This window comes from Streptomyces sp. NPDC090077, assembly GCF_044747545.1.
GTDB lineage: Bacteria > Actinomycetota > Actinomycetes > Streptomycetales > Streptomycetaceae > Streptomyces.
In genome coordinates this window covers 516,092-543,049 of record NZ_JBIVEG010000002.1, presented here as the reverse complement: position 1 = coordinate 543,049, position 26,958 = coordinate 516,092, and the positions used below count along the sequence as shown (strand labels likewise).

Annotated in this window: 25 protein-coding genes and 1 pseudogene; 19 read left to right on the top strand and 7 right to left on the bottom strand. The window is 71.0% G+C overall.

Features of this window, described 5'->3' with window-relative positions; all coding sequences use genetic code 11:
• The first annotated feature begins 71 nt into the window (after nt 1–71).
• The 3 genes from ACIPW5_RS06715 (at nt 72) to ACIPW5_RS06705 (ending at nt 4,309) form a co-directional block, all read left to right on the top strand.
• Nucleotides 72–2,516 carry a hypothetical protein gene (locus tag ACIPW5_RS06715; RefSeq protein WP_401241268.1) on the top strand — a complete coding sequence of 815 codons (2,445 nt, stop codon included), beginning with the start codon at nt 72–74 and terminating at the stop codon, nt 2,514–2,516.
• A 299-nt stretch (nt 2,517–2,815) separates the two neighbouring features.
• Nucleotides 2,816–3,580, top strand: a complete 765-nt coding sequence (locus ACIPW5_RS06710) for an SDR family oxidoreductase (RefSeq protein WP_401241265.1) — start codon at nt 2,816–2,818, stop codon at nt 3,578–3,580.
• Between the two features lie 252 nt (nt 3,581–3,832).
• Complete coding sequence (locus ACIPW5_RS06705; protein ID WP_401241263.1) at nt 3,833–4,309, top strand: hypothetical protein; 477 nt, start codon at nt 3,833–3,835, stop codon at nt 4,307–4,309.
• Between the two features lie 166 nt (nt 4,310–4,475).
• On the opposite strand, the gene ACIPW5_RS06700 is transcribed toward ACIPW5_RS06705, so the two are convergent.
• Nucleotides 4,476–4,913 (bottom strand): hypothetical protein, encoded by a 438-nt coding sequence (locus ACIPW5_RS06700; protein ID WP_401241260.1) that lies wholly within the window; start codon nt 4,911–4,913, stop codon nt 4,476–4,478.
• A gap of 844 nt (nt 4,914–5,757) precedes the next feature.
• Here ACIPW5_RS06700 and ACIPW5_RS06695 point away from each other — a divergent pair.
• The 6 genes from ACIPW5_RS06695 to ACIPW5_RS06670 all read left to right on the top strand — a co-directional run bounded on the left by ACIPW5_RS06695 (nt 5,758) and on the right by ACIPW5_RS06670 (nt 11,512).
• Entirely contained in the window at nt 5,758–7,152 is a 1,395-nt protein-coding gene (locus ACIPW5_RS06695; protein ID WP_401241258.1) for a hypothetical protein, read from the top strand.
• Between the two features lie 366 nt (nt 7,153–7,518).
• On the top strand, nt 7,519–7,833 hold the full coding sequence (locus tag ACIPW5_RS06690; RefSeq protein ID WP_401241256.1) for a nuclear transport factor 2 family protein: 315 nt from the start codon (nt 7,519–7,521) through the stop codon (nt 7,831–7,833).
• 8 nt (nt 7,834–7,841) lie between these two features.
• A complete protein-coding gene (locus ACIPW5_RS06685; protein WP_401241253.1) occupies nt 7,842–9,041 on the top strand; it encodes a low temperature requirement protein A in 1,200 nt (399 codons plus the stop codon).
• Between the two features lie 86 nt (nt 9,042–9,127).
• Nucleotides 9,128–10,264 carry an SH3 domain-containing protein gene (locus tag ACIPW5_RS06680; RefSeq protein WP_401241250.1) on the top strand — a complete coding sequence of 379 codons (1,137 nt, stop codon included), beginning with the start codon at nt 9,128–9,130 and terminating at the stop codon, nt 10,262–10,264.
• Between the two features lie 99 nt (nt 10,265–10,363).
• Complete coding sequence (locus ACIPW5_RS06675) at nt 10,364–11,074, top strand: 2OG-Fe(II) oxygenase (protein WP_401241247.1); 711 nt, start codon at nt 10,364–10,366, stop codon at nt 11,072–11,074.
• Nucleotides 11,075–11,101: 27 nt separating this feature from the next.
• On the top strand, nt 11,102–11,512 hold the full coding sequence (locus tag ACIPW5_RS06670) for a hypothetical protein (RefSeq protein WP_401241450.1): 411 nt from the start codon (nt 11,102–11,104) through the stop codon (nt 11,510–11,512).
• Nucleotides 11,513–11,589: 77 nt separating this feature from the next.
• Here the strand turns inward: ACIPW5_RS06670 and ACIPW5_RS06665 are convergent.
• Both ACIPW5_RS06665 and ACIPW5_RS06660 read right to left on the bottom strand, forming a co-directional pair.
• Nucleotides 11,590–11,832, bottom strand: a pseudogene (locus ACIPW5_RS06665) (IS481 family transposase); the annotation flags it as partial.
• A 5-nt stretch (nt 11,833–11,837) separates the two neighbouring features.
• On the bottom strand, nt 11,838–12,653 hold the full coding sequence (locus ACIPW5_RS06660) for an NAD(P)H-binding protein (RefSeq protein ID WP_401241245.1): 816 nt from the start codon (nt 12,651–12,653) through the stop codon (nt 11,838–11,840).
• An 85-nt stretch (nt 12,654–12,738) separates the two neighbouring features.
• On the opposite strand from ACIPW5_RS06660, the gene ACIPW5_RS06655 reads away from it, so the two are divergent.
• The 4 genes from ACIPW5_RS06655 (at nt 12,739) to mtnB (ending at nt 15,255) form a co-directional block, all read left to right on the top strand.
• Nucleotides 12,739–13,161: a winged helix-turn-helix transcriptional regulator gene (locus tag ACIPW5_RS06655; protein ID WP_401241242.1), complete on the top strand. Its 423-nt coding sequence runs from the start codon at nt 12,739–12,741 to the stop codon at nt 13,159–13,161.
• Between the two features lie 200 nt (nt 13,162–13,361).
• Complete coding sequence (locus ACIPW5_RS06650; RefSeq protein ID WP_401241240.1) at nt 13,362–13,946, top strand: 1,2-dihydroxy-3-keto-5-methylthiopentene dioxygenase; 585 nt, start codon at nt 13,362–13,364, stop codon at nt 13,944–13,946.
• Complete coding sequence (mtnC, locus tag ACIPW5_RS06645) at nt 13,943–14,656, top strand: acireductone synthase (RefSeq protein ID WP_401241238.1); 714 nt, start codon at nt 13,943–13,945, stop codon at nt 14,654–14,656. The genes ACIPW5_RS06650 and mtnC overlap by 4 nt, the downstream gene beginning before the upstream one ends.
• Complete coding sequence (mtnB, locus tag ACIPW5_RS06640; protein WP_401241235.1) at nt 14,653–15,255, top strand: methylthioribulose 1-phosphate dehydratase; 603 nt, start codon at nt 14,653–14,655, stop codon at nt 15,253–15,255. Before mtnC ends, mtnB begins: the two co-directional genes overlap by 4 nt.
• Nucleotides 15,256–15,323: 68 nt before the next feature.
• Here the strand turns inward: mtnB and mtnA are convergent, their stop codons facing one another.
• On the bottom strand, nt 15,324–16,355 hold the full coding sequence (mtnA, locus tag ACIPW5_RS06635) for an S-methyl-5-thioribose-1-phosphate isomerase (protein ID WP_401241232.1): 1,032 nt from the start codon (nt 16,353–16,355) through the stop codon (nt 15,324–15,326).
• Between the two features lie 432 nt (nt 16,356–16,787).
• Here mtnA and ACIPW5_RS06630 point away from each other — a divergent pair, with 432 nt between their 5' ends.
• Genes ACIPW5_RS06630 through ACIPW5_RS06610 form a run of 5 tightly spaced genes read left to right on the top strand, consistent with a single transcriptional unit; the run spans nt 16,788 to nt 22,001 of the window.
• Nucleotides 16,788–17,840 carry a BMP family ABC transporter substrate-binding protein gene (locus ACIPW5_RS06630; protein WP_401241229.1) on the top strand — a complete coding sequence of 351 codons (1,053 nt, stop codon included), beginning with the start codon at nt 16,788–16,790 and terminating at the stop codon, nt 17,838–17,840.
• On the top strand, nt 17,821–19,320 hold the full coding sequence (locus ACIPW5_RS06625) for an ABC transporter ATP-binding protein (RefSeq protein ID WP_401241226.1): 1,500 nt from the start codon (nt 17,821–17,823) through the stop codon (nt 19,318–19,320). The genes ACIPW5_RS06630 and ACIPW5_RS06625 overlap by 20 nt, the downstream gene beginning before the upstream one ends.
• Nucleotide 19,321: 1 nt before the next feature.
• Nucleotides 19,322–20,389 carry an ABC transporter permease gene (locus ACIPW5_RS06620; protein WP_401241225.1) on the top strand — a complete coding sequence of 356 codons (1,068 nt, stop codon included), beginning with the start codon at nt 19,322–19,324 and terminating at the stop codon, nt 20,387–20,389.
• A complete protein-coding gene (locus tag ACIPW5_RS06615; RefSeq protein ID WP_401241222.1) occupies nt 20,389–21,255 on the top strand; it encodes an ABC transporter permease in 867 nt (288 codons plus the stop codon). Before ACIPW5_RS06620 ends, ACIPW5_RS06615 begins: the two co-directional genes overlap by 1 nt.
• Nucleotides 21,252–22,001 (top strand): nucleoside phosphorylase, encoded by a 750-nt coding sequence (locus ACIPW5_RS06610; protein ID WP_401241219.1) that lies wholly within the window; start codon nt 21,252–21,254, stop codon nt 21,999–22,001. Before ACIPW5_RS06615 ends, ACIPW5_RS06610 begins: the two co-directional genes overlap by 4 nt.
• A gap of 174 nt (nt 22,002–22,175) precedes the next feature.
• Here the strand turns inward: ACIPW5_RS06610 and ACIPW5_RS06605 are convergent, their stop codons facing one another.
• From ACIPW5_RS06605 to ACIPW5_RS06595, 3 genes are all read right to left on the bottom strand, one after another.
• Nucleotides 22,176–22,799: a hypothetical protein gene (locus tag ACIPW5_RS06605; RefSeq protein ID WP_401241218.1), complete on the bottom strand. Its 624-nt coding sequence runs from the start codon at nt 22,797–22,799 to the stop codon at nt 22,176–22,178.
• Nucleotides 22,800–23,065: 266 nt separating this feature from the next.
• Complete coding sequence (locus ACIPW5_RS06600) at nt 23,066–23,704, bottom strand: hypothetical protein (protein ID WP_401241215.1); 639 nt, start codon at nt 23,702–23,704, stop codon at nt 23,066–23,068.
• A gap of 276 nt (nt 23,705–23,980) precedes the next feature.
• Nucleotides 23,981–24,559, bottom strand: a complete 579-nt coding sequence (locus ACIPW5_RS06595) for a hypothetical protein (RefSeq protein WP_401241213.1) — start codon at nt 24,557–24,559, stop codon at nt 23,981–23,983.
• A 662-nt stretch (nt 24,560–25,221) separates the two neighbouring features.
• Between ACIPW5_RS06595 and ACIPW5_RS06590 the strand changes: the two genes are divergently transcribed.
• Entirely contained in the window at nt 25,222–26,538 is a 1,317-nt protein-coding gene (locus ACIPW5_RS06590) for a pentapeptide repeat-containing protein (protein ID WP_401241211.1), read from the top strand.
• Nucleotides 26,539–26,958: the final 420 nt, after the last annotated feature.

Here is a 26,958-nt window from a genome sequence, read left to right as displayed (position 1 = left end):
CCGCCCCTTCGGGAAGCGGGGGTGGCAAGCCGGGCAATCAGTCAATCCATCATGATGAACCGGAGTGGTAGATGGCTCAGGACCGAAGGTCGGGCATGCGGCGGGCGCTGATCGGCGCAGCTGTGGCCCTGGTGCTCGCGACGACGGGCGCCGGGACGGCGGTCGGCTCGACCGGGCCCGCCGCGGGCAAGCAGCAGGTGTCCGGATCGAAGGCACCGGGAGCGAAGGCGTCCCGGTCGACGAAGGCGGTCTGTCCGCCCGGCCCGATCTGGGCCAACACGGGCGGCAACGCGCGGCGGCTGTTCCAGTACGACTCGGACGGGAACCAGCTGTCCTCGGCGCCGCTCGCGCACGACTACGGTGACATCGCCTTCACCGGGGACGGCTCGACCCTGTACGGGGTGGGCTTCCCGGGCAGCCTGACCGGGACGACCCTGTACACGGTGAACCCCGTGACGGGTGCGGAGACCGCGAGCGTGCAGATCACCGGCCCGATCGCCTCGATCGCGACCCCGGGCTCCCCGTACAGCAACATCAACGCGCTGTCGGCCCGTGCGGACGGGACACTGCTGGCGGGTTCGTTCTCGACCTCGCAGATCTACGTCATCGACCCGGCGACGGGCGTGAGCAGCAACTTCTCGGCGTCGTTCCCGGCGGGCTTCACCTCCGCCGGTGACTTCCTGGCCCTGGACGACGGCGATATCCTCGCCTTCGCCACGCCAGCCGGCGGGAACTTCGGCACCCCCTCGGCCGTCTTCCGGATCCACCCGGACAACACCGTCACCCAGATCGGCACGATGCCGCAGATCTTCGGTGCGGCCCAGTCAGGGAACCTGCCCTACGGTTTCGGCTCCGGCGGCGACATCATCCAGCTCACCAGCCTGCCGACCGCACCCTCGACGGATCCGTTGCCGGTGACGATCATCGCCTCCCCGGCCGTGGGCTTCTACGGCGGCACCTCTGCTCAAGACGCCGGCACCTGCCCGGCGCCCGCCTACACGGTCGAGAAGTCCGCCTCCACCGCCGGGCCGGTCAACGCGGGTGACACCGTCACCTACACGGTGAAGGTCACCAACACCGGCACCGCCGTCGCCAACGGCAACTTCACCGACGACCTCTCCGGCATCCTCGACGACGCCACCCTCGTCCCCGGATCGGTCACCGCCACCTCCGGCACCGCCCAGGTCGTCGGCAACAACCTGAACTGGACCGGCGTCCTGCAGGGCGGGGCCGTCGCGACCATCACCTACCAGGTGCAGGTCAACAACCCCGCTGCCGGGAACCTGAGCCTGGCCAACACCGTGACCCCGACCGCCGAGGGCGGCTCCTGCGCCACAGCCAGCGGCTGCACCGTGACCATCCCGGTCAACGGCACCCGCAGCATCACGATCGTCAAGGAAGCGGACGAGGACGCGTTCACGGCCGTGGGCCAGACCGTCCACTACAGCTACCTGGTCACCAACACCGGTACCGTCCCCGTCTCCTCGCTGACGGTCTCCGACAACGGTCCCGGCACCCCGCAGGTCTCCTGCCCGGTGACCACGCTGGCCCCGGGGGCGTCGACGACGTGCACGGCCAGCCACGTCACCACGGCTGCCGACGTCACCGCCGGGAAGGTCGTGAACACCGCGACCGGCAACGGCACCACCCCGGGCGGGACCCCGGTCACCGGCGGCAGTAACACGGTCACCGTCCCCTACGCGGGCATGAAGGTCGTCAAGTCCGCTCTGGAGTCGAGCTTCTCCGGTGCCGGCCAGACCCTGCACTACAACTTCACCGTCACCAACACCGGCCAGACCACCCTCAACGACCTCGACGTCACCGACAACGCCCCGGGCACCCCTGACCCCAAGGTGACCTGCCCGGTCGACACCCTGGCGCCGGGCGCCTCGACGGTCTGCACCGCCACCTACACCACTACGGCAGCCGATGTCGTGGCGGGCAAGGTCGACGACGTGGCGGCCGCGACGACCACCACTCCGGGTGGGACCCCGGTCACCGGCACCAGCAACCCGGTCAGCGTCCCGGCCGTGGGCACCCAGCCGAAGCTGAAGGTGGAGAAGGACGTCGAGGAGACCGCCTACTCGGCTCCCGGCCAGCTCCTGCACTACACGTTCACCGTCACCAACGTCGGCACCGTCCCGGTCTCCGGCATCAGCGTCACCGACATCGGCCCCGGCAACCCGCCCGTCTCCTGCCCGGCCACCACGCTGGCGCCGGGCGAGTCGACGATCTGCACCGCCACGTACACCACCACCGAGGCCGACATGGAGTCCGGCAGGATCACCGACGTCGCGAAGGTGATCGGCACCGGCCCGAACGGACAGCCCGCCAACGCCACCAGCAACACCGTCACGATCGTCTCCTGCGCCCCCTGCCAGGACCACGACCACGGCGGCTGCAACGGTGACCACCCCCAGGGCAAGCCCCACCAGGGCGGCAAGCCCGGCAAGCCCCACATGCCCGGCAAGCCCGGCCACGGCTGGGACGGCAAGAAGAAGGCCCACAAGGCCTGACCTCGGCCCTATGACTCCTCCCGGTTGTTGACGGTCCGGTTCCCGGCGAGAACCGGGAGGCCCGCCCTGGGCAGGTCCTGAAAACGGCTCCCGAGGCCTCAGGACCGGCCCAGGGCCCTTTCCCCACACGGCTCTGCCGCATCGGCCCCGGCTGGGGGCCATGCGGCAGAGCCGTGTCCCCACCAACGATCCGCGGATCGTTCACCCATGTCCCCCGGTGTCCGTACACGCCCGCGTGAACACGAGGCATGCGGGCCCCCGGGGCCAAGTCCCGCTCCTCTGTCCCTAGGAGACAGTCAATGGTCCAGACCCCTGACAAGACGCTCGCCGGGAAGGTCGCCTTCGTCGGCGGCGCGTCCCGCAACCTCGGCGGCCTGATCAGCACGACGATCGGAGCCGAGGGCGCCAAGGTCGCCGTCCACTACAACAGCGACTCCGCGCGCGCCAAGGCCGAGGACGTCGTCGCGCAGATCAACGCCGGCCCCGGCGAGGCCTTCGCCATCCAGGCCGACCTGACGAAGGTCGCCGAGGTCGAGCGGGTCTTCGACGAAGTGGTCCGCCGCTTCGGAAAGCTCGACTACAGCGTCAACACCGCCGGCATGGTCCTCAAGAAGCCCCTCACCGAGATCACCGAGGAGGAGTACGACCAGATGTTCGCGGTCAACTCCAAGGCCGCGTTCTTCGTGATGCGCGAGGCCGCACGCCGCATGGAGGACGGCGGCAAGATCATCACCATCGTCACCTCGCTCCTCGCGGCCTACACCGGCCTCTACTCCTCCTACGCGGGCAGCAAGGCCCCCGTCGAACACTTCACCCGCGCCCTGTCCAAGGAACTCTTCGGACGCAACATCTCCGTCAACAACATCGCCCCCGGGCCGATGGACACGTCCTTCTTCTACCCGGCGGAGGACGACGACTCCGTCGCGTACCACAAGTCCTCGGCGATGAACGGTGACCTCACCAAGATCGAGGACATCGTCCCCTGGGTCCGCCACATGCTCACCGACGGCTGGTGGGCCAACGGCCAGACCCTCTTCCTCAACGGCGGCTACACCACCCGCTGACCAGGCCCCGACCCCACTCGGTGCGGGGCCGTCCGTCATGGGCCCCGCACTGCCCCCCGCCTGGCTCTTGCGAACTCCCGCCCCATCGAATCCGCAAGCGTCGGTGCAGGCACTCGCCCGATACGGTGCGGCCCGCCGCCTGCATTCCACACGTGCAACCCACGACGGCGCGGAAGACGCCAGATGCCGGGCTTCGTTCCGGTCCTGCGGAGGAACGGTAGCGTGACGGATGTGCGTACGACTTCTTGTGCCATGTGCGAGCAGCCTCTGCTGCCCGTGGGGTTTCTGGTGTCCGGCGCGGTGCGGGTGGACCGTTGGGCGTGGCAGGGGGACTGGCTGGTGATCTGCGAGGCCTGCTACCTGGCCGGCGCCCCGGACCCGGTCACGGGGCTGCCCCGACCGGCCGCCGCCCGCTCCACCGCCACGGCGTCCTGGTCGGGTGATCTGGTCGGGCGGGGCGAGGTGATGGCGCCGACGCCGTGCGCGGCCTGCGGCCAGGTGCTGGTACGCCGCGCCGAACCGCTCCTGGAACACGTGGTGTGCTCACCGGCCTGCCGCACATCCCTCACGCGGACCCGTAACGGCTACCACGGCTCGGGGCTTGCCTGCGAGGGCGGCTGCGGCCGGGTCGTCACAACCGGCCGCGCGGACAGCCGGTACTGCACCGCGGCCTGCCGCCAGCGCGCCTACCGGCGCCGGAAAACGCACGGGCTGCAGGCACAGCCGTAGCACCGGTCGGCGTCGAGCATGGTGTCGACGTAGCCCTACAGGTCTCCTCCGAGGAAGCCGACAGGTTCTCCAGGAAACCGCGGAGCGGGGCCCCGGCATCCGGGGCTTGCGGCAGGTTCCGCCGGCGGCGGCCATCGGCGCCGGCGGGCGGGAGGGGAATCGACGTCTACGAGGACGCTGCGCGGACGAGTTGGTCGGCGGCCTGCGCGGCGGCCGGAGAACCCGGGCGCGGTTGTGGGGTCCTGGGGTTCGATCGCCGGCGCAGGAGGGTGCGGACGGTGCGTAGCGCGGTGTTGGTGTTGGCGTGGACGGGCAGGGAGGGCTGGTTGGCGTTCAGGAGGTGGCGGACGGCCGGGACGCGGCTGGCGGCCGCGAAGGGGATGCCGGTGGTGAGGTGGTAGCGGTGGATGCGCAGGATCACCGAGATCGCGGCCGGGGTGCCGGCGGCCTGGCCCAGGGCGATGACGAGTGCGTCCGGCCGGTGTTCGCGGGCGAGGAGGCCGATCTCGCGAGCCAGCAAGGCGCGCTGTGCGGTGGTGGCCGGAGTGTGGAGGGTGACGAGGAGGACGTTGTCCTCCGCGAGAAGGCGGCTTTGCAGTTCCACGAGTTCTCTCTGCGCAGGGGCCCACAGGGCAAAAGGAGCTGAGAACAAGAAAACGGTTCGGGAGGGGCAGGGGTCACGGTACCCGCTGTGAATTCCTGCGCGGTGACGTCACGCTGTCGGCGCGGATTTCATTCAGTCGTTGGATGGGGTGAGTGTGGAGTTGCGACGGCCTCGTGGATCATCGGGTATCCGGCGGATATCCAGGAGGCGAGCGCAATCCGGTGTCTGTCGGCGCGTCAGTGAAACCGGCGTGCCGGGAATCCCGGAACCTGTCCACCGGAAAGCGGCTGAGCGCTCCTTCAGTGGCGGTCTGAGCGACAGCGTGACGAGCGCTGGTCGACTCGGCCTGCTCAGTAGCCGCATCGGTCGGCGACCCGACGGGATCGACCGGCAACTCGATTGGCCCGCCTGGGGGTCATCGGCAAAGAGGCTGGATCTGCGCCGGAACGAGGCCGCTCCCTCACTGCGGTTCGTCAGAGAGTTGAAGTGGTGGGGATGCGTCGCCCTGGCGTGGAGAATTCCTCCGTGCCGCCCGTGAAGGATCATATCCGTGGCGCGAATTTGCGGAAATGTTTCCTTCGCTTATTGTACGGATTCTTTCACAACAGCCGTTTGGTGAAGTAGATGCTTCTGTGCAGATGTGTCGGCTTGATCCGTTTCCCGGTACCGCTTGACCCGCTGGCGGATATTTCAGGACCTATTCTTGCGATTCTTTGGGCGCGCCGATGATCGGATCATCTGGTCCGCTGTTTAGATCTGACTGAGCCTGCCCGGCCTTCCCTCTGGGAGGCGAGGCAGCCGGGGGGGAAGTCGGCAAACCCTCAAACACTAATCGGAGTAGTGGATGACTCAGGACCGAAGGTCCGGCATGCGGCGGGCGCTGATCGGCGCTGCCGTTGCGTTGACGCTCGCGACGACGGGCGCGGGAACGGCGGTCGCAGCGACCGCGTCCGTCGGCAAGCAGCAGCAGGTGTCCGGACCGAAGGCCCCCGCATCGGGTACGTCCCGGTCGGCGAAGGCGGTCTGTCCGCCCGGCCCGATCTGGGCGAACTCGGCAGGGGACGCGCGGCGGCTGTTCCAGTACGACCCGGCAGGCAACCAGCTGTCCTCGGTCGCGCTCGCGCACGACTACGGCGACATCGCCTTCACCGGGGACGGCTCGACCCTGTACGGGGTGGGCTTCCCCGGCAGCCTCACCACGACGACCCTCTACACCGTCAATCCGGAGACGGGTGCGGAGACCGCGAGCATCCCGATCACCGGCCCGATCGCGGCGATCGCGACCCCGGGCTCCCCGTACAGCAACATCAACGCGCTGTCTGCGCGTGCGGACGGGACGCTGCTGGCGGGTTCGTACTCGACCTCGCAGATCTACGTGATCGACCCCGCCACCGGTGTCAGCAGCAACTTCTCGGCGTCGTTCCCTGCGGGCTGGGTGTCCGCGGGTGACTTCCTGGCCCTGGACGACGGCGACATCCTCGCGTTCGGCACGCCGGCCGGAGCGCCGTTCGGCACTCCGTCGGGGGTGTTCCGGATCCACCCGGACAACACCGTCACCCAGATCGGCACCGTGCCGCAGGTCTTCGGCGCGGCCCAGTCCGGGAACCAGGTCTACGGGTTCGGTTCCGCGGGTTCGATCTACCAGCTGACCAGCCTGCCCACGGCGCCGTCCACGGACCCGCTCCCGGTCACCACCGTCTCGACCCCCACGAACGGCTTCTACGGAGGAACCTCCGGACAGGACGCCGGCACCTGCCCGGACCCCGCCTACACGATCGCCAAGTCCGCCTCCACCGCCGGGCCGGTCAACCCGGGTGACACCATCACCTACACGGTGCAGGTCACCAACACCGGCACCGCGGTCGCCAACGGTGACTTCACCGACGACCTCTCCGGCATCCTCGACGACGCCACCCTCGTCCCCGGATCGGTCACCGCCACCTCCGGCACCGCCGAGGTCACGGGCACCGACCTGAACTGGACGGGCGTCCTGGTCGGCGGGGCCACGGCGACGATCACCTACCAGGTGACCGTCAACGACCCGGCCACCGGCGACCAGAGCCTGGCCAACACCGTCGCCCCGACCGCGGAGGGCGGCACCTGCGCCACCCCGGGAGGCTGCACGGTCACGATCCCGGTCGACGACTGCGAGGACAAGCCCGGCAAGCCCCACAAGCCCGGTAAGCCCGACAAGCCCGGTCATCGCGGCGACGACAAGCGGGCACCGCACAAGGCCTGATCACCGGCCCCCTTCTCTCCTCACGGTTCCGGGCGGCCCGGTTCCCGCCCGGAACCGCGAGGCTCCACCCTGAGCAGGGTGCTGCGGAAGGCCTCCACACGTCTGCAGGACCCGCTCAGGGGTCTTCGCCGGGCACCCGTCGACCCACCCTTGGGGCGACGGCACCCAGCCCAGTGGCCCCACCCGGTGATCCGCGGATCGTCAGAGCTCCACCGATACGGGCAGCCTCGCCCCGGCGCCCAGCACCCACTACCGCACGAACCGGCGAACCGGCGAACCGGCGAACCGCATCGTTCCCGCACGCCGAAGCAGCCGTCCACCCCCAGCCCCAGCCCCGCCGCTTCCGCTCTGAACCTGGAGAAGCAGATGTCCGCGCACATCGACGACCTTGCTGTCGCCGCCTTCGTCGCCGCGGTCAACGCCGGCGACCGCGAAGCCTTCTTCGCCGCCCTCACCCTGGACGCCACCATGTCCGACGACGGCACCGACCGCGACCTGACCCAGTGGGCCGACCGCGAGATCTTCACCTCCCAGGGCCGCATGGACCCCCAGTCCGCAAGCCCCGACGGCCGCACCATCACCGCCGTCTACACCAACACCACCTGGGGCGCCATGCGCACCCGCTGGTCCTTCACCGTCACCGACGGCAAGATCAGCCGCTTCGAAACCGGACAGGCCTGAGGGACATCATGACCAGCCCGAACCCCAGGCCGGCATCCTCCTGGTACCGGCCGATGACCGCGCGCCGCAGCGACGAGCAGCACCGCGTCTCCACGAACCTGGAACTCTTCTTCGACCTGTGCTTCGTCGCCGCGGTCGCCCAGGCCGCCATCGCCCTCGAACACGAGATCTCGGCGGGTCACACCAGCCACGGGGTCCTCGGCTACGTCCTGGTGTTCTTCGCGATCTGGTGGGCCTGGATGAACTTCACCTGGTTCGCCTCGGCCTACGACACCGACGACGTCCCCTACCGGCTGCTGACCCTGCTCCAGATCACCGGCGCCCTCGTCATGGCCGCCGGAGCGCAGGCGGCCGTCGCCGACTACGACTTCACCGTCATCACCATCGGCTACGTCATCATGCGCCTGGCCATGGTCACCCAATGGCTGCGCGCCGCCCGCACCGACCCCGAACGCCGGCCGACCTGCCTGCGCTACGCGACCGGCATCCTCATCGTCCAGGCCGGCTGGGTGGCACGCCTGTTCCTCCCGGAGAACGCGGGCCTGCCCGCCTTCCTCGTCCTGGCCGTCGCCGAGCTGGCCGTGCCGCTGTGGGCCGAGCGGGCCGGGCGCACCACATGGCACCCCCACCACATCGCCGAGCGCTACGGCCTGTTCACCATCATCGTCCTCGGCGAGTCCATCACCTCCGCCACCGCCGCCGTCCACGGCGCCCTCGACAGCGGAGCCTCCTTCGCCACACTCGCCGCGCTCTCCGCAGGCGGGGTCCTCACCGTCTTCGCCCTGTGGTGGCTCTACTTCACCGACAACGCCCCCCACCGGCTGCACTCCCTGGCCGCCGCGATGCGCTGGGGCTACGGCCACTACGCCCTCTTCGCCGCCGCGGCCGCGGTCGGCGCCGGCCTCGCCCTGAACACCGCCGCCGCCACCGGCCACACCGAAGCCACCCACATCGCCACCGCCACCGCCTACACCCTCCCCGTGGCCGTCTACCTCCTCGTCCTCCGGCTCCTCCAGCGCGGCGCCACCCCGAGCGGACTCCGCGACGCCTTGTGGGCGGCGGGCGCGCTCGCCGTCGCCCTGGCCTCCTTCACCACCGGTGCCCTTCCCGTCCTGCTCACCGGACTGATCACGACCGTGCTGGTCACGGTCACGACCTCGCTGCCCGAGCGTCCGGCCACAGCAGACCCGGCTCCCACACCAGCCTGAGGCCGGCCGGTTCACCACACCCCTGTCCCCGGAAGCCACCCCACGGTTCCGCCCGCACGCGGCGGCCCCCGTACGAAAGAGGAGTCATGTCCCGAAAACACATGTACGCAGTGATGGTGGTCGCGCTCGTCACCGGCACGATGGCCGCTCCACTCGCTCCCGCGTTCGCGGACGCCGCGACCATGCGCTTCGACCAGCCGTACGTCCCGCTGATCCAGCCGGGTCAGTCGGGCCAGGCCACCGTCATCGGTACGAACGGAGCGGGGGCCGCGCCGATCTCCGCGTTCCGCGTGACGGCACCCGACCAGACGACCTTCACCACGAACCAGTACTACGTCGACGGCGTGGCCGGCACCATGCCGTGCACGCTGTCGAACGCCAACCGGCTCCTGACGTGCACCGCTGCGGCCGGCAACGAACCCGTCTTCCCGGCGAACGCGCGCACCCGCCTGTCGGTGGCACTGACGGTCGACGCCGCGGCCCCCGACGGAGTCACCCTGGAGAACGGCGAATGGGCCATCGACTCCGGGTACCCCGACTCACCCGTCTCCTTCGCGGTGGCCACCCCCGTACCCGGCCCCCCGGGCACGGACGGCTCGCCGGGCGTCCCGGGCGAACAGGGCCAGCCGGGGGTGACCGGAGCGGACGGCGCCCCCGGTGCGCCGGGCAAGGACGGCCTGCCCGGTGCCCCCGGGCAAACCGGCCCCCGCGGCCCGGTCGGACAGACCGGCAGCGACGGCGCACCCGGCCCCTCCGGCCAGGACGGCACACCGGGCGCTCCGGGTGAACAGGGCCCGACCGGTACCCCCGGGCCCACCGGCGCGACCGGCAGCGACGGCGCACCGGGGCCCGCAGGAGCGGACGGCACGCCCGGCAAGGACGGACTGCCGGGCCCGCAAGGCACCCCCGGCGCGACCGGAGCCCCCGGCCCGGCGGGTCCGGCCGGCCCCAAGGGCGACCCGGGCACCTGCAACTGCTCGCACGGCCACCACGGCGGCAAGGGGAAGGTGATCTCGGACGATCCTGTGACCATCCGATCCGGACCCGGCAGCTCCCACAAGGCCCTCGGCAAGGTCTCCCCGGGCACCCTCCTCGCACTCCGGTGCAAGACGAAGGGCGAGCAGGTCGGAGGCAACAGCCTCTGGTACCGGCTCACCGACAACCACGGATGGGTCCCCGCCCGGTACGTCGCGGGCAAGTCCCCCATCCCCTACTGCACCTGAGGCCCCGTGGGGCGGGAATCCCCCGCCCCACGGGCAACCCGGCTCGTCCGCGCCACCGCCCCCGTCGTCCACCACACTCCCGAAGCAGGACCCAAGACGATGACGACCCAGCCAGCACCCACCGCTTCCGCTACCGAGCCCCACCGCAGGTCCGCGGTGCACCGGGACGCCGTCTGGAGGCTTCCCAACACGGTCTGCCGCATCGCCGGCCTCCTCGGCCCCCAGGTCTCCCACCGCCTCCTCCAGAGGGCCTGCGAATCCGCCGCCGGCGCCTTGGACGCCTCGACGATCCGGGACGGGGAAGTGGTGCCCGACTTCCGCCGCTCCCGCTCCGACGGCACCTTCACCGCACCGGAACTCCTCGCGGCCATCGACGAGGTGCTCCCCGGAGTCGAACGCGCCCTCGGCGTCTCCTGCCCGGACAGCGAGGTCTCCTACGGGCTCAACGTCCACAACGACGGCGACTTCTACCGCGCCCACCAGGACGTCGGCCCCCAGGACTTCGCCTCCAGGCGCCTGCTCACCTTCGTCTACTACCTGCACCGCACCCCACGCCCCTTCGAAGGCGGCGCACTGCGCCTCTACGACGGAGCGACCTCACTGCACCCCGGCGGACGACCCCTGACGTGGCAGGACCGGACCTGGCAGGACTGGCCCCCCGAGCACGACAGCATCGTGTTCTTCCTGCCCGACAAATGGCACGAGGTACGCACCGTCACCTGCCCCGGCAAGGAGACCCGCAACAGCCGCTTCGCCGTCAACGGCTGGCTCTGCACTCCACCCGGCCCCGGAGACCGACGAGCCGTCTGACCCCCACCGCCCAAGGAGCCCTGCCCCATGCCCTCCCTCACGGTCCTGGTCACCGGCGCCGGCACCGGCGTCGTCATGGTCGTCCCGGGAGCCATCGTCAGCGGCACCGCCCACTTCACCGAGGCCACGCGCCCCGCCGACACGGGCACCGCAGCCGCCTACACCGAACTCGAAGGCATCGAGCAGCACATCATGGACCGCCTCGGCGAACTCAGCCCACCGGGCTCTTCTCCCCGGTCCACCGCGGAGGCAGTCGTCCGTCTGGTGGGTCTCCCGGTGGGATCACGGCCGTTCCGCACCCCGGTGGACGTCCTCCACGACGGCGCCGAGCAGCTCGACGAACTCGCCCGCAAGCTGCAGTCCGCCCTCATGACCCGCCTCGGCATCGAACGCCTCCTCCAACCCACAGGCCGCCGCGACGGCGACCCGGCCCGGTAGGCCGGCAGCCAACCACTGCTCCTCCGCCCAGGCCAACCGGACCCGTCCCGCCCTCTCCTCTGGCAATCCGGGGGGAACCACTTCTGCGTGCGACGCAGGTCCTCGATCCGTGGCACGGCGTCCGCGAAGACCGCTGTCGGTTGGCGGTGAGGGGCCGAGGGACGATCCAGGGGGCCGAGCTCCCCGTCCTGGCGGTAGCCGTTGACCCGCTGCGCTGCGCACGCACGAGAGAGGGCCACGTGGGCGAGGGGACGGGTTGGGCAGCGTTCGACCGGCCGCCGACGACCTTCGAGGGGCCGCGGCGCGTTGCGGTGGACCATCCGCGTCAGCGTGCGCCGGGACGCATCGCAGCCGCGGTGTCCACCGCAACGGCCAGCGCATCGGTGGGCGGTCGGTCGAGCAGTCCCACAAGGTCGGGGCTGGAGTTGCTGAGGAACCCATGGCGGACGCTGGTGGCGATCGAGGCGAGCATCGGCGGCTGGAATGGCAGCAGTGCGTCGTCCGCGAGGAGCCGGGCGCGGTACTCGCTGAGCCCGATCGGTCGGTGGGCGACGTCAAGACGTTCGGCGACGTCGGCGGCGGCGATCGGGTCGCCGACCAGGTCGTAGGTCTTGTCGGCGTACGCAGTCGGGTGGCTGGCAACGATGGCTGCGGCTGCGGCCAGGTCCGCCCGAGCCACCGCAGAGAGAGCGCCATCGCCGAAAGCCGACTCCAGGCCATCGGGTGTCCACGTCAACAACGCTCCGAAGAGCTCGGCGTAGAGACCGTTGCGCAGGAGCGTCCACCCGAGACCGCTGGCTTTGACCAGGTCCTCAGTGGCGCGGTGGGCGAGCGCGAACCCGAGATGATCCCCGGCGCCGGTCAGGCTGGTGTAGATCACGTGCGCGACGCCGTCCCGGACCGCAGCGTCGAGAAGGGCCCGGTGACGAGTGATGACCTGGTCGTCCTCCGCGTACCCGGCCGAGACCAGGACCAGTGTCGACACACCGGCGAGGTCCAGGCTGGTGGGGTCATCGAAGTCCAGTCGGCGCTGCCCGTCGGCGGGGGTTCGGCTGCCACCCAGAGCGGGCACCTTCCGGTCGGCCAACTCCTGGAGCGTGAGGGAGGCAAGCTGTCCGTTCGCACCGGTCACCATGATCATTGCGGTTCGATCTCCTACCGTGGTTCTCTTCAGTAACTACGGCGATCCTGAACCGGCCGTGGTCGGCCCACAAGGAGGCAGATTCATGTCAGTGAGGCACACCGGTGTAACTGCCGGCCCCGCAGGGCTGGAACCGTGCGGGCAGCCGGACCACCCCGACTGCGGGATCCGCGACGTTCTCGACCGCGTGGGCGACAAGTGGTCCGTCCTCGTGATCGTCGAACTTGCGAACGGGACGCGGCGCTTCCGGCAACTCCAGCGCGCCATCGACGGAATCTCCCAGCGGATGCTGACGCTGACCGTGCGCCGGCTGGAACGCGACGGGCTGGTGATGCGAACCGTCTACCCCACCGTGCCTGCCCAGGTCGACTACCGACTCACCGTGACCGGCACAAGCCTGACCCACCTCGTCAAGGCACTGGCCGACTGGTCACTCGAGCACCGAGACGCCATCGCCCAAGCCCGCCGGGCATACGACGCGCAGCATCCCGACAACGAGATCCGATGACCATCGGCGTCACCAACGTCATCACGCCCCGTGACGGCGCGACGCCTCACACCTGTTCACGAGATCGCACAGGCTCCGGCCGGTCGGTTGCGGCCGCCATACGGCCGCCACGCTGTGGCAACAACGGGCGGCGAGAATCGGGCCCGGGGCCAGGGCCCGCACGCCCGCCCCCGCCATCCCGTCCCACCCTGGAGCATTTCGTGACGCTGCTGACGACCTGGCCGGAGACCGGCCCCGAGACCGTCGTGCGCCGCACCTCCGACCCCGCCGAGATCACGGCCGCACTAGCTCCGATCGGGGTCCGGTACGAGCGCTGGCCGGTCCGTGAGGACGTTCCGGCGGACGCCGTCGGTGACGCCGTCCTCACCGCCTACCGGGCCGAGATCGACCGATTGACCGCGCAGGAGGGCTTCGCCACCGTCGACGTGGTCGCGCTGCACCCCGGCGACGATCCCGGGTTCGCCGAAACGGCGAAGGCAGCAAGGGCGAAGTTCCTGGAGGAACACACGCACGATGACGACGACGAGGTGCGCTTCTTCGTCGCGGGTTCCGGCATCTTCTACCTGCACGTGGGCGCCGAGGTCCATGCGGTGCTGTGCGAGCGGGGCGATCTCCTCGGCGTACCGAAGGGCACCACGCACTGGTTCGACATGGGAACCCGGCCCGCCTTCACCGCGATCCGCTTCTTCCACGAGGAGGACGGCTGGATCGGCACCTTCACCGGCAGCGGGCTCTCCCACCGCTTCCCCGACTTCGACACGATCACCGCGGGGTACGCGGCGTGAGCCACGCCGTGGAAGCCGTCGTGCTGGACATCGAGGGCACCACAAGTGCCACCGGCTTCGTCGTCGACGTGCTGTACCCGTACGCGCGCGAACGGTTCGGCGTGCTGCTCGCCGAGCGGGCCGGGGAACCGGCGGTGGCCCGCGCCCTCGCCCAGGTACGGACGGAACTGGGGGAACCGGATGCCGGCCCGGCCCGGATCGAGCAGACCCTGAACGCCTGGCTCGACGAGGACCGCAAGGCCACACCGCTGAAGACCCTGCAGGGCGTCCTGTGGGCCGAGGGGTTCGCGCGCGGTGAGCTCGTCTCGCACTTCTTCGCCGACGTGGTGCCCGCGCTGCGGCGCTGGCGTGCCCAGGGCGTCCGCCTGTACGTGTACTCGTCCGGGTCGGTCGCCGCGCAGCGGGCGTGGTTCGGGCACAGCCCCGAGGGGGATCTGCGCGAGCTCGTCACCGGTTGGTACGACACCGAGAACGCGGGACCGAAGCACCTGGCCGGATCCTTCCGCGCGATCGCCGCGGACACGGGCATCGCGCCCGAGCGGCTGTTGTTCCTCTCCGACCGCGGCAGCGAACTCGACGCCGCCCGGGCGGCGGGCTGGCGTGTGGTGGGCGTGCGACGGCCGGGGGAGCCGTACTACGAAGAGGGTTCGCGGGGCCACGTACGGGCCGGGACCTTCGAGGACATCGAAGTGGTGGGGAGCGGAGCATGAAGACGGCGGGCTACGACCTGGAGCGGGCCGGTGCGGTGCTGGCGGCGGAGGCGGCACGATTCGCCTCCTTCGGCTGGATGCGCGGTACCTCGGGCAACCTCTCGGTGCTCCTCTCCCGGGATCCGTTCCGGCTGGCCGTGACGGCGAGCGGCCACGACAAGGGTGAGCTGACCCCGGCCGACGTGGTGCTGGTGGACGAGCGGGGCGCGGCGGTGGGCGGCGGCAGGCCGTCCGCCGAAGCGGAACTGCACGCGAGGGTGGTCCGGCTGACCGGCGCGAACGCGGTGGTGCACGTGCACACCGTCGCCTCCGTGCTCATGGGGCGCAGGCAACCGGGCGGCATCGTCCTGAAGGACCTGGAGATGCTCAAGGGGGTCGGCCACCCGGCGGAGGGGGAGGAGATCACCCTGCCCGTGATCGCGAACAGCCAGGACATGGGGGTCCTCGGGGACCGCCTGGAGGCCGCCCGGGACCCGCGGATGCCCGCGGTGGTCGTGGCGGGGCACGGCCTGTACGCGTGGGGCGATTCGCCGGGCCGGGCACGCCACCACACGGAGATCGTGGAATGGCTCCTCGAACTGGAGCTGGCCACGGGCTGATGCGCCGAGCGCTCCGCAGCGCAGAGGGCGCCCCCGTTCGGGGGCGCCCCGCTTTGGCGTGCCCCGGGTCAGGTCAGGTGGTCCGAGGGCAGTTCCCCCGCCGACACCTCCAGTACGCCCCGCTCGGTGACCAGTGCCGTCACCAGGCTGCCCGGCGTGACGTCGAACGCCGGGTTGTGGCCACGGGAGGCGGCCGGCGCGGTGCGGATGCCGCCCCACTCCAGTACCTCCTCCTCGCCGCGGAGTTCGATGGTGATGTCCTCGCCGCTCGCGGTCGCCAGGTCCACCGTCGTGGTCGGGGCGGCCACGACGAAGGGGATGCCGGCATGAGCGCAGGCCAGCGCGATACCGACCGTGCCGACCTTGTTCGCGGTGTCGCCGTTCGCGGCGATCCGGTCGGCGCCCACCACCGCGACGTCCACCTCCCGGCGCAGAATGGTTCCGGCCGCGGCTCCGTCCGCCTGGACGTAGTGCGCGATGCCTTCCTCGGCCAGCTCCCAGGCGGTCAGCCTGGATCCCTGCAGGAGCGGTCGCGTCTCGTCGGCGTACACCGTCTCGAGCCGCCCGCGGGCGTGCAGTTCACGGATCACCCCGAGCGCCGTGCCCCAGCCCGCGGTGGCGAGGGCACCGGTGTTGCAGTGGGTCAGGACGCGCAGCGGCCGGTCCTCGCCCTGCCGCTTCAGCAGCCAGTCCGCACCGTGCCCGCCCAGCGCGTGATTGGCCTCCACGTCCTCGCGCTGCACAGCGGCGGCCTCGGCCAGGACCGCCGTCACGCCCTCCTCCAGCTGTGCCAGTACCCGGTCCACGGACACGGCGAGGTTCACCGCTGTGGGCCGGGCCGCCCGGACCCGGGCGACCTCCTCGCGTATCCGCGTACGGTTCCAGCCCTCGCGCTCGCCCTGCAGCAGCGCGAGGGCCACGCCGTACGCTCCGGCCGCCCCGATCGCCGGGGCCCCGCGCACCACGAGCCGTCGGATGGCGTCCACCAGTGCGTCCACGTCCGTGACGCGCAGCACCTCCTTCCGGTGGGGCAGGGCTGTCTGGTCGATCAGCGCGAGGCCGTCACCGACCCACTCGACGGCACGCAGTTCCCGGGTCATGGCAGTGCACTCCAAAGGCTGGGAGGGACAGGGGGAGGGGTGCGCGTCACCGTACAGGAGCCCGGGAACCACAGTTTGAGACGGAGGACTGGTCGCGCGAACCCCAGTGCTACTCTCCTGCCTCAACAATCTGTTGCAATATATTCCGAGGGGAGAGCGCACATGCTGCTGACCATGCGCCGCTACCTCGACTACGGCCGGTGCGCCAGCGACTTCTGTCGCGGCTGAGCGCACCCTCGCCCGGCGCCCGACGAGCTCCTCGCCGACTCGTCTGATTTCACGCCGATTTCACGTATCCCGCATGCCGTTCGCCTCCGTGCGGCTGCCGGCTTTGCGCACCCCTCGTACGCCCGTACTCCCTTGCATCGGCACCCCCGTACCCATGCGCCCCCGTACGTCCGTACGCCCCTACCGTCCTGGAAGGTCACCTCCATGTCCCGGAGATCCCGTACCCGAGCCCTTCGACTCGCCGCCACCGTCGCGGGAGCAGCCCTGTTCGCCACCGGCTGCAACGCCGCGGCGGCGAAGAAGGAACAGGAAGGCGGCAAGAGCGGCGGCCCGCTGTTCACGCTCGTCACCCCGGACGCCGTGGGACAGAACGAGTTCCTCAAGCTCTCCGTGGCCGGCGTGAAGGCCGCGGCGAAGGCGCACTCCGGCAGCTCCAAGGTGTACGAGTCCACCGACGCGGCCACCCGGCAACAGAACGTCCAGGCCGCGGTCGACTCCAAGCCCCGGGTGATCGTCCTGGTCGGCTTCGAATTCGCCGACCTGGTCGCCCAGCAGGCCCCGGCCCGTCCGGACCAGCGGTTCCTGGTCGTCGACGCCTGCACCGAGCAGACCTACCCGAACGTGAGCTGCGCCGTCTTCCGCGAACACGAAGGAGTCTTCCTGGCCGGAGCCGAGGCCGGACTGCTGACCAGGAGCGGCAAGGTCGGCGCGGTGGACGTGCTCGACACACCCCAGTTCCGCCGCTACAGCGAACCGTTCGCGGCCGGGGCGAAGAAGACCGCGCCCGCGAGCGAGGCGAGCACCCGCTTCGTCGGCGGCCAGTCGCCCTTCAACGACTCGGCCCGCGCCAAGGAGCAGGCGAGCTCCCTGATCTCGGGCGGCACCGACCAGCTCATGGCGGCCGCCGCCGCCGGCAACTACGGGGTCTTCGAAGCGGCGAAGGCCAAGGGCGCCTTCGCGTACGGCGTGGATGTCAACCAGTGCGCTTCGGCGCCCGGCACCGTCGTCGACAACGTGATCAAGAAGACCGACGTCGTCGTGGAGAAGGGCATTGAACAGGCGATCGGAGGCAAGGGCGGCCAGAGCCTCTCCTACGGGCTCAAGGAGGGCGGCATCAGCCTGACCGGCCTGGAGCAGGGCCTCGCCGACTCCCAGTGCGTCATCGCCCAGCACGCCCCGGTCCTCGACCGGGTCAGGCAGCTGCGCGACCAGATCGTCTCCGGGGAGCTGCAGGTCGATGACCCCGCCGCCAAGTAGTGCCGCAGGCCGGGCCGTCGAACTGTCGGGCATCACCAAGCGCTACCCCGGAACCCTCGCGAACGACGCGGTCGACCTCAGCGTCCGGCACGGCGAGATCCATGCCCTGATGGGAGAGAACGGCGCCGGAAAGTCCACCCTCATGTCCGTCCTGTACGGGATGGAGCGGCCGGACGCGGGCACGATCCGCGTGAACGGCCGCGAGGTCCACTTCTCCGGCCCGGCCGACGCGATCGCCGCCGGACTCGGCATGGTCCACCAGAACTTCCGGCTGTTCGACTCGCTGACCGTCGCCGAGAACGTCGTCTTCCACGCCGAGCCGAACCGGTTCGGCCTCCTCGACCGCGGCGCCGCGCGCCGCCGGGTCGGCGACCTCGCCGAGGAACACGGGCTGCCGGTCGACCCGGACGCCAGAGTGGCGACCCTGCCCGTCGGGGTGCGGCAGCGGGTGGAGATCCTCAAACTGCTCCACCGCGGGGCCCGCGTGCTGATCCTCGACGAGCCGACCGCCGTCCTCACGCCTGCCGAGGCCACCGGGCTCTTCACCGTACTCAAGTCACTCGCCAGGCAAGGGCGTTCGGTGATCCTCGTCACCCACAAACTGAACGAGGTGCTGGAGGGCACCGACAACGTCACGGTGCTGCGCGACGGGCGGGTCACCGCCCGACTGCGTACCTCCGACACCACGGCGGCCGAGATCGCCGAAGCCATGACCGGCCGCCAGGTGGAGCTCGACCGAGTCCACCCACCCGGCGTCCCCGGCGAGGTGGTGCTTTCCGTATCCGGGGTGCGCGCAGTGGACCTGACGGTACGGTCCGGTGAGATCGTCGGGATCGCCGGCGTTGCGGGCAACGGCCAGAGCGAGCTCATCGAGGCACTCGCCGGGCTGCGTCCCGTCGACGCCGGCCGGGTCGAGCTCGCCGGCCGCGACATCACCCACGCCTCGCCGGCCGCACGCCGCGAGGCGGGCCTCGCCTACGTACCGGAAGACCGCGCGGCGGTGGGCACCGCACCCGCCGCCTCCGTCGCGGAGAACCTGGCGATGGGCCACCACCGGCGACGGCTCGCCGGCAGGCACGGACGGCTGACCCCCGCAACCCTGCGCGCCCACGCCCGCGCCCTGATCGAAGGCTTCGGCATCAAGACACCCTCACCCGACATCCCGGCGGGCGCCCTGTCCGGCGGCAACCTCCAGAAGCTGCTGGTCGGCCGCGAACTCGCCCACCAGGCAACACTGCTGCTGGTGGAACAACCCACACGCGGGGTGGACATCGGCGCCGTCCGCCACATCCACGACCAGCTGATCGCCTACCGGGACGCGGGTCACGCGGTGCTCCTCGTCTCGGCCGAACTCGACGAGATCCGCAGCCTGGCGGACCGGATCCTGGTGATGTACGACGGACGGATCTCGGCCTCCTACAACCGCGACGACGCCGACGAACACACCCTGGGCCTCGCCCTGGCAGGGGCGAAGACCTGACATGACCACATCGACCTCACCCCTGACACGCATCTCCCTACTACGCTCACCCGCCCTCTTCCCCGTCATCGCCGCCCTCCTCATCGGGGCGCTCCTGCTGGCCGCCGCCGGCGCGAACCCGCTCACCGCGTACGGGGCCGTCCTGAGCGGCTCCCTCGGCCCCGACGGGCTCGCCGCGACCATGACCACCGGCACCAGCGTCCTCGGCATGGCTCTCGCGCTGGCCGTGCCCCTGCGCGCCCGCCTCATCAACCTGGGCGGCGACGGCCAACTCGTACTCGGCGGCCTCGCCGCCACGGTCACCGGCCTCCACGCACCACTGCCCGCCCCCCTCGCCGTCGCCGCAGCACTCCTCGCGGGTATGACGGCCGGAGCCGCCTACGCCGTACTCGCCGCAGTCTGCGAGACCCGCCTCGGGGTACCGCTGCTGGTCAGCAGCCTGCTCCTGTCCTATCCCGCGGTCTCCCTCGCCTCCTACCTGGCGCGCTATCCGCTCAAGGAGCCGGGCTCCAGCCTGCCGCAGACCCGGCGGCTTCCCGAAGGCGTGGCCCTGTACACGTTCGGCTCGACCACGGTGACCGTCGGCCTGCTCCTCGTGGCAGCAGTGGCCATCGCCTACGCCTTCGTCGATGCGCGGACCAGCACCGGCTACGAGGTCCGGATGACCGGCCTGAACCCACGGTTCGCCACCTACGCGGGCGTGGACCGGGAACGGCTGACCCTGCGCCTGATGGGCACCTCCGGCGCCATCGCCGGCCTGGTGGGAGCGATCGGCGTGCTGAGCTTTCCCCACCGCTTCCTCGACGGCTCGCTCACCGCACCCGGCTACACCTGGACCGGACTCACGGCGGCGCTGCTCGCCGCGGCCGCACCGCTCGGCACCCTGCTCGCCGCAGTCTTCTTCACCGGCCTCCAGGTCGGTGGCCTGAGCATGGAGCGGGTCACCGAGGTGCCCCGCGAACTCACACAGGTACTGCAGGCCCTCGTCATCGTCCTCCTCGCCTCCAAGCTGCGCATGACGTGGCCCCGGCCGCGCCGGCGCGCGCACGAAGACGGGAAGGCCACCTGATGTCCCTCGAAGCCGACCTCCTCCTCTCGGTGCTCCGCACACTCACCCCGATCCTGCTCGCCGCCCTCGGCGGAGCGATCTGCGAACGGGCCGGTGTCTTCAACATCGGCCTCGAAGGCATGATGCTGATCGGCTGCTTCACCGCCGTCACCACGAGCTGGTTCACCGGCAGCCCGTGGCTCGGAGTACTCGCGGCTGCGCTCGCCGCCGGAGCGTACTCCCTGATCCTGGCCTTCGGCGCCGTCACACTTCGCGGCGACGCCGTGGTGCTGGGCGTGGCCATGAACCTCCTCGCCGTGGGCCTCACCGGCTTCCTGCTGCGTACGGTCTTCGGGGTACGCGGCACCTTCGACGACCCCCTGCTGACCGGACTCCCCCTGATCGGCGGGCAGTCACCCCTCACCTACCTCGCCTGGGCCGCCGCCGCCCTCACCGCCTTCACTCTGTCCCGCCACGTGTGGGGGCTGCGCCTGCGCGGGGTCGGCGAAGCACCGGACGCCGCGGCGGCCCTGGGGGTGAGCCCCGCCAAGTACCGCTACGGTGCCGTGCTGGCCTCCGGGACGCTGTGCGGCCTGGGCGGCGCCCAACTGGCCCTCGGCAACGTCACCTTGTTCTCCGAGAACATGACCGCCGGCCGCGGCTGGATCGCGGTGGTGGCGGTGATGCTCGGCCGCGCCCTGCCCCTCGGCGTGCTGCTCGCGGCCCTGCTGTTCGCCGCCGCCGAAGCGGTCGGCTTCCGGCTGCAGGGCCTCGGCCTCCCGCAGCAGGCCACGGACGCCGCGCCGTACGCCGTCACCCTCGCGGCCCTCTTCCTCACCACGGCGCGCCGCCGCCGTGCCACCCGCACCACTGGAGCCGTCGTATGACACAGGAACCGCTGCCCCTCACCCGCATCCCGCGCACCGGCCTGCCGGCCCGTGCGCTCGTCGTCGGCGACCCGGCGCGCGCCGAAGCCGTCGCGGGACGGCTCGAAGGCGCCAAGGAGGTTTCCCACCACCGCGAATACCGCCTCTTCACCGGAACGTGGCGGGCGATCCCGGTCGCGGTCGCATCCCACGGGGTCGGCGCACCCGGGGCGATCCTGCTCTTCGAGGAGCTGGCCGAAGCGGGTGTACGCACCCTCATCAGACTGGGCACGGCAGGTGCCATCAGGCCGGGCCTGGCCGACGGCGAGCTCGTGATCGCGGAGGCGGCGGTGCGCGACGACGGAGTGACCGGACAGCTGCTGCCACCGGAGTATCCCGCGGTCGCCACGCCCGAGGCCGTCCTGGCGCTCCAGGGGGCGGCCCGCGCCGTGGGCGCACCCCACCACCGGGGCATCGTCTGGACGCGCGCCGCCTTCCAACCCGGCCTCATCCCCCTCACCCCGTACGGCGAGGCCGGCATCGCCGCGATCGAGATGGAACTGTCCGCACTGCTGGTGACGGCCTCGCTGCGCGGACTGACCGCGGGCGGCCTGCTGGTGCTGGACGGCGCGAACGCCGACGACCTCGTCGACGAGGAAGCAACCGGCGGCTACAACCCGCACCGCAAGGTCGTCGCGGACGGGATGGGACTGGCCGCCACCGTCGCACTGGAGGCGCTGAGAATCCTGGCGGCTGACGAGAAATGAGTACGGGCCCGTCACCCGGCAACGCCACCGCCCACCCCGTGCGCAGGCGAGAGCCAGCAGACCACCCCGACACCCCCCGCCCGCAAGGGGGAGCGGACCCGAAGGCCAAGGCCGCTCCGGAACTCCGCGCCATCACCCTGGGCATGCCCGTCGAAAGGGGTGTGCTCGGGGGAGTCAGGGGACGAGGTCGGCGCCGGTGGCCGGCCGGACGTACAGGACGGTGACGTGCGTGCCCTCGTCAGGGTCGGCGGTGGCCGGGCATCCGGCGGTCATGCCCTTGAAGGCTTCGCCGGAGACCTCGGTGTCGGGGCGCTGGCCGGTGGTTCCCATGAGGTTGGAGACCATGCCGGTTCCTTGGCATACGCGTCCTGCCTGCACGTAGCGGATGCCGACCATGTAGGAGGCGATCCCGAACGCGCCGGATTCGGTGAGGTCGGCGGGGACTGTCCCGGTCATCTTGATGAATCCGGCGCCATGCCAGCACTCGACCTTTGTGATGCTGATGTCGCTCTTCGGGAGCACGTTGGTGCGGTCAAGGCAGTCCACGAACCCCTTCGAGGTGTCGGGGCGGCGGGTGGGCGTCCCGGTAACGGGGGCCTGAGTGATCACGGGGCCGGTGGGCAGGGCGGTGACGTCGGGCCGGATGACGGTGACAGCCGCTGTGGGCAGGGCGGAGGCGGTGGTGGCCGCGGGGCCGGCCTGTTGGCCGGTGTCGGTAGTGCAAGCGGTGAGGAACGCGGCGCCGGTCACCGCGAGAGCAGCCGTGCGAACGAGGCCGACGGCAGTGGGATTGGTCATGGCGTGTGTCCTTCGTGGTGGGTGGAGGGTCAGCGGCCGAGTTCGGTGCGGGATGCGGAGGCGACACGGATGGTCGCGATGTCGCGCAGGATGCGGGCGTCGGCGTCGATGGGGGCCCCGGTGCGGGCCTCGCGTGCGGTGGCGGTGTGTCGCTCGTGCCTGCTCCGCCGTTGTCTTCGGCAGCGGGCGCCCGCCGGATAGGTCCCGGCGGGCGCCTCGTGTGCTGGGCGCGGTCATCAGGGGCAGGTCTCTTCGTTCTTGACCGGTCAGCCTCGGCGCCAGCGGTTGCGGCCGTCGGAACCGGGCCCGCAGACCATGGGGGTGCCGGCGGAGGTCACGCCGGTCGCACCCGCGGGTGCGCAGTACGAGCCGGCGTGAACGACGTTGGAGGAGCTGCCCCCGCTGCTGCTCCCACCGCCGCTACTGCTGCTTGCGCCGCCGCTGGATGAAGAGCCGCCCGAGGACGACGAGCTGCCGCTGCTGCTGTCCGTGTTCCGCTCCGGTTCAGGTGCCGGTGCGGGGGGCGGCGTGGGTGCCGGGGCCGGGGACGGCGGCGGCTTGAGGAGGTCGCCGATCTTCGACGGGCACACGGACTCGGCCAGGTGCAGGACGACGGTGGACGGGGCGCCGTCGACCGGGGCGCCGTCCTGCCGGCAGACCTTCCAGGCCGAGTAGTCGGCGGGGAGGGTGACGTCCGCGTAGGCGCTGCGGGCTTCGAGCTTGACCGTGCGCGCTGCGGCGTCCTTCCACGTTCCGCCGGTCAGTTGCGGTATCCCGGGCGGCGGGAGCGTCGGGGAGGCGGTGACGGTGATGGTGGGGCCGGGGACCGTGACGGTCGGGCCGGGGACCTTCTTCTCCTTGACCTCGGTCACGGTGTCCGGGCCGAACGCGAGAACGACGGCCATGAGGGCGACGAACCCGCCGACGATGATCCCGCATCCGCTCAGGCCGACGCGCTGGCCACGGCTGAGGGGCTGACGTCCCGGAGGCGGCACGGGGGCGAAGGGCTGCGGGGGCGCGGGGTGTGGGTATCCGTAGGCGGGGCCGGTCGGGGGGATCGGGGGAGGCTGGGGGCTGCTCACGTGGGACCTGCTCTTTCTGGGTCTTGGGGGGTGCGCAGTGTGCTGGGCGTGGGTGTCGGCCGGATAGGTCCCGGCGGGCGCCTCATGTGCCGGGGGCGGTCAGGGGCAGGTCTCTTCGTTCTTGACGGTGGAGAACGTGACGCGCGTAGTCAGGTCGTGTGTGCCGGGCTTCGGTGTCTGGCCGCACACCTTCCAGTTGCGGTCCAGGATCTGCATGCGGCCCGCGCCGGTCGCGTCGTCGCTGGAGAGGATGTAGAACCCGGCGGCCTGCGCGCCGTCCTGGGAGGCCTGGAGCTGGTGGCCGACGAAGTTCGGGAGGGTGCCCGTGGCCGGTGCGGCGGTGGTTGCGGCGGCGGCCGGGCTCGCGCTCGTCGCGGCCGGGGCCGCGTCCGTGGCCGGCGCCTGAACTGGCGGGGGCGGGGCGGCAGTCACGGTCACCGTGGCCGTCGTTGTCACGGTGACGGTCGGGGCCGGGGTGGCGGCGGCGGGGCCGTGCTCCTCGTCGGGGCCGACGATCCCGCCGAGCAGGGCCAAGCCGAACACGCTGCCGCCGATGACGGCGATCTTCTTCTGAGTGGTCCAGCCCGCGGGCTTGGGCGGCTGGCCGCCCCAGGGCGGGGGCTGCTGGCCGGGGTGGCCGTATCCGCCGGTCTGCTGCTGGTAGGGGGGCTGGTTCACGTCGTGCTCCTCGGGCATGGGTGGGAGCCCTGCCGGGCGGCAGGGCTGGACGAAGAAGGAGGAGGTGCGGCTTTCTGCCGGGCCGGGGTCATCCGGGCCGGGGCTGCGAGGGCTGCGCCGTAGTCGGGGCAGGGGCGTTCCATGCCGGGGCTCTGTGCCCGCTCTACCCGCAGCCGTTGGGCTCGCCGGTCGGCGGCCTCACGACGGACCTCCGAAAGAGTACGCGCCAGTAGCGGCACGAATTGCCATTGGGTCACTCTGCGCCGTAATGCGGCTCAAACTCCTCTGCCGGCGGCCGCGAGACGTGGTCGGCACCAAGCTCCGCCGAGACCTGGCCGTCGACGGGAACGAACGCCAGGCCCTCCTCGGAGTCGCCGAAGGCTGTCCACACCCTCATGCGGCGAGATGGAGCATCGCGCCCGGAAGGCAGACCAGGAGGAACTGGACCGGCTCCGGGGCTCACAGCGTCGCGCTGTGCAAACCCGGATCCGGACCGCCCGGAACGAACGGCGGAAACGGGGGCTGCACCGCCCATCGCGGGCGCTCGCGCCGGGCTGCGGGCCGAACTGAAGCAACGCGGGCGGACTCTGGCGAGGAATCAGGCCTGCGGCCGCCGGGCCCTGCGTGGGCGTTTCCTCTTCGGCCCGTGCACCCTCCTCGATATGGAGGGTGGCGAGGCAGGTGATCTCCACCGCAGCAAGCAGGGCGTCGTCCCCCGCGGAACCGGCGGGCAGCAGCCCGCCGTCGTGGTGAACGTGAGAATTCCTTTCCCCCGAACGGCATCCGCGTCTCGCGGTCTGCGACTTTGGCACGTCTGGCTCGTCCTACCCCTGGTCTTCATAGCCGCGGTCAGCATCGCCGGCGGCGTGTTCTACGCCGGATGGGACCTCCTCGGCGCCCACGGGATCAAGCCTGAAAGTCGCATCGACTCCAAGACCCTCTTTGACCTGGTCAAGCTCTCCTTCGGCGTCGTTGCCGGAGCTGGTGCCCTCGTCGCCCTGATCGTCGCCTACAGGCGCCAACGCGTCGACGAGGACGGCGCCCTACGAGACGCGACCCGGCTCCACAGCGAACGCTTCACCACCGCCGTCGCCCAGCTCGGCAACGAATCAATCGCGGTCCGCCTCGGAGGGGTCCACGCCTTGGCTGGACTCGCCGACGACGCCCCCAGTCCCAAACTGCGTCAAACCTGCATCGATGTCCTGTGCGCGTACCTCCGTCTGCCCTACACCGCCGCAACAGACCTGCCGGCAGAGGACGCCCAGGCGCAACACGCCTACCTGGCCCTGCGGGAAGTTCGCCACACTGTCATCCGGGTCATCCGCGACCGTCTCGGCCTGGACTCAGGGCACGAGCTTTCTTGGCAGGGTCACGACTTCGACTTCACAGGCGTCGTGTTTGACGGCGGTGACTTCGCCGGCGCGGTGTTCTCCCATGGAACGGTCTCCTTCAAGGGAGCGGTCTTCGCCAGCGGAGAGGTCACCTTTGCCGAAGCGGTCTTCGCCAGCGGCAAGGTCACCTTCGACAACGCGAAGTTCCCCGGTGCCGAAGTCAACTTCGAAGATGCGTTCTTCTTGGGCTGCGCGGTCTCCTTCCAGGAAGTGCTCATCACCGGTGGCTCCGTTTCCTTCGAGAGCGCGCAGTTCTCCAGCGGCCATATCGACTTCGCCCGGGCTGCGCTCACCGGCGGCACCCTCTCGTTCCATGACGTGGCGTTCAGCGGCGCCAGGGTCAACTTCGCCGGCACGTATTTCGGCACCCCTGTCGACTTCGAACATGCGAGGCTCTCCGCCGGCGACATCACCTTCGACCGCGCGAGCATCTCCCCCGGCGCCGTCAGCCTCCCCGAGATGCCGGCCTCCGGCACCACGATCCACTTCCGCGATGTGCTGTTCACCGACAGCACTGGTGCCGTCACCAGCGCGGTGCTTACCAACGGCAGGATCACCGCGAGCGGGCTACCAGCTTCCCAAACTTGATCATCTGCTGAGCCGAATCCAGGCCGGCCGCCACGCGCGCCAAGAGCTACTCCCCTGCCTTGAAGCGCCGAGACCCTCTCAGCCGCGCACGGGCCGCCTGCGTGCAGGCCGTGCGCGCCCAGCCTTCGGTCGAGGCCTCGCCCTAGCGCTTCAGGTGGGTAGCTGTCGGCAATCTTCCACACTCCGCACCGATGCCATCGTCCCGGACGATCCACCGCAGCACCAAGGTCCCGTCATGATGCCTGGCGCCACTCTTGCCCGCGCCGCCGCCAAGAACCTGCCGGATGCCGCCGAACAGGCCGTGGCCGACGGCGTGCGTGTTCCCGGCTCACGCGCGGCCTGCAGGATCTCGCTCCGGGCTTCGGCGCGTTCCCGCTCCCGGCGCCGCTGCGACGCCGAGGGCTCACGCTCCTGCGCAGG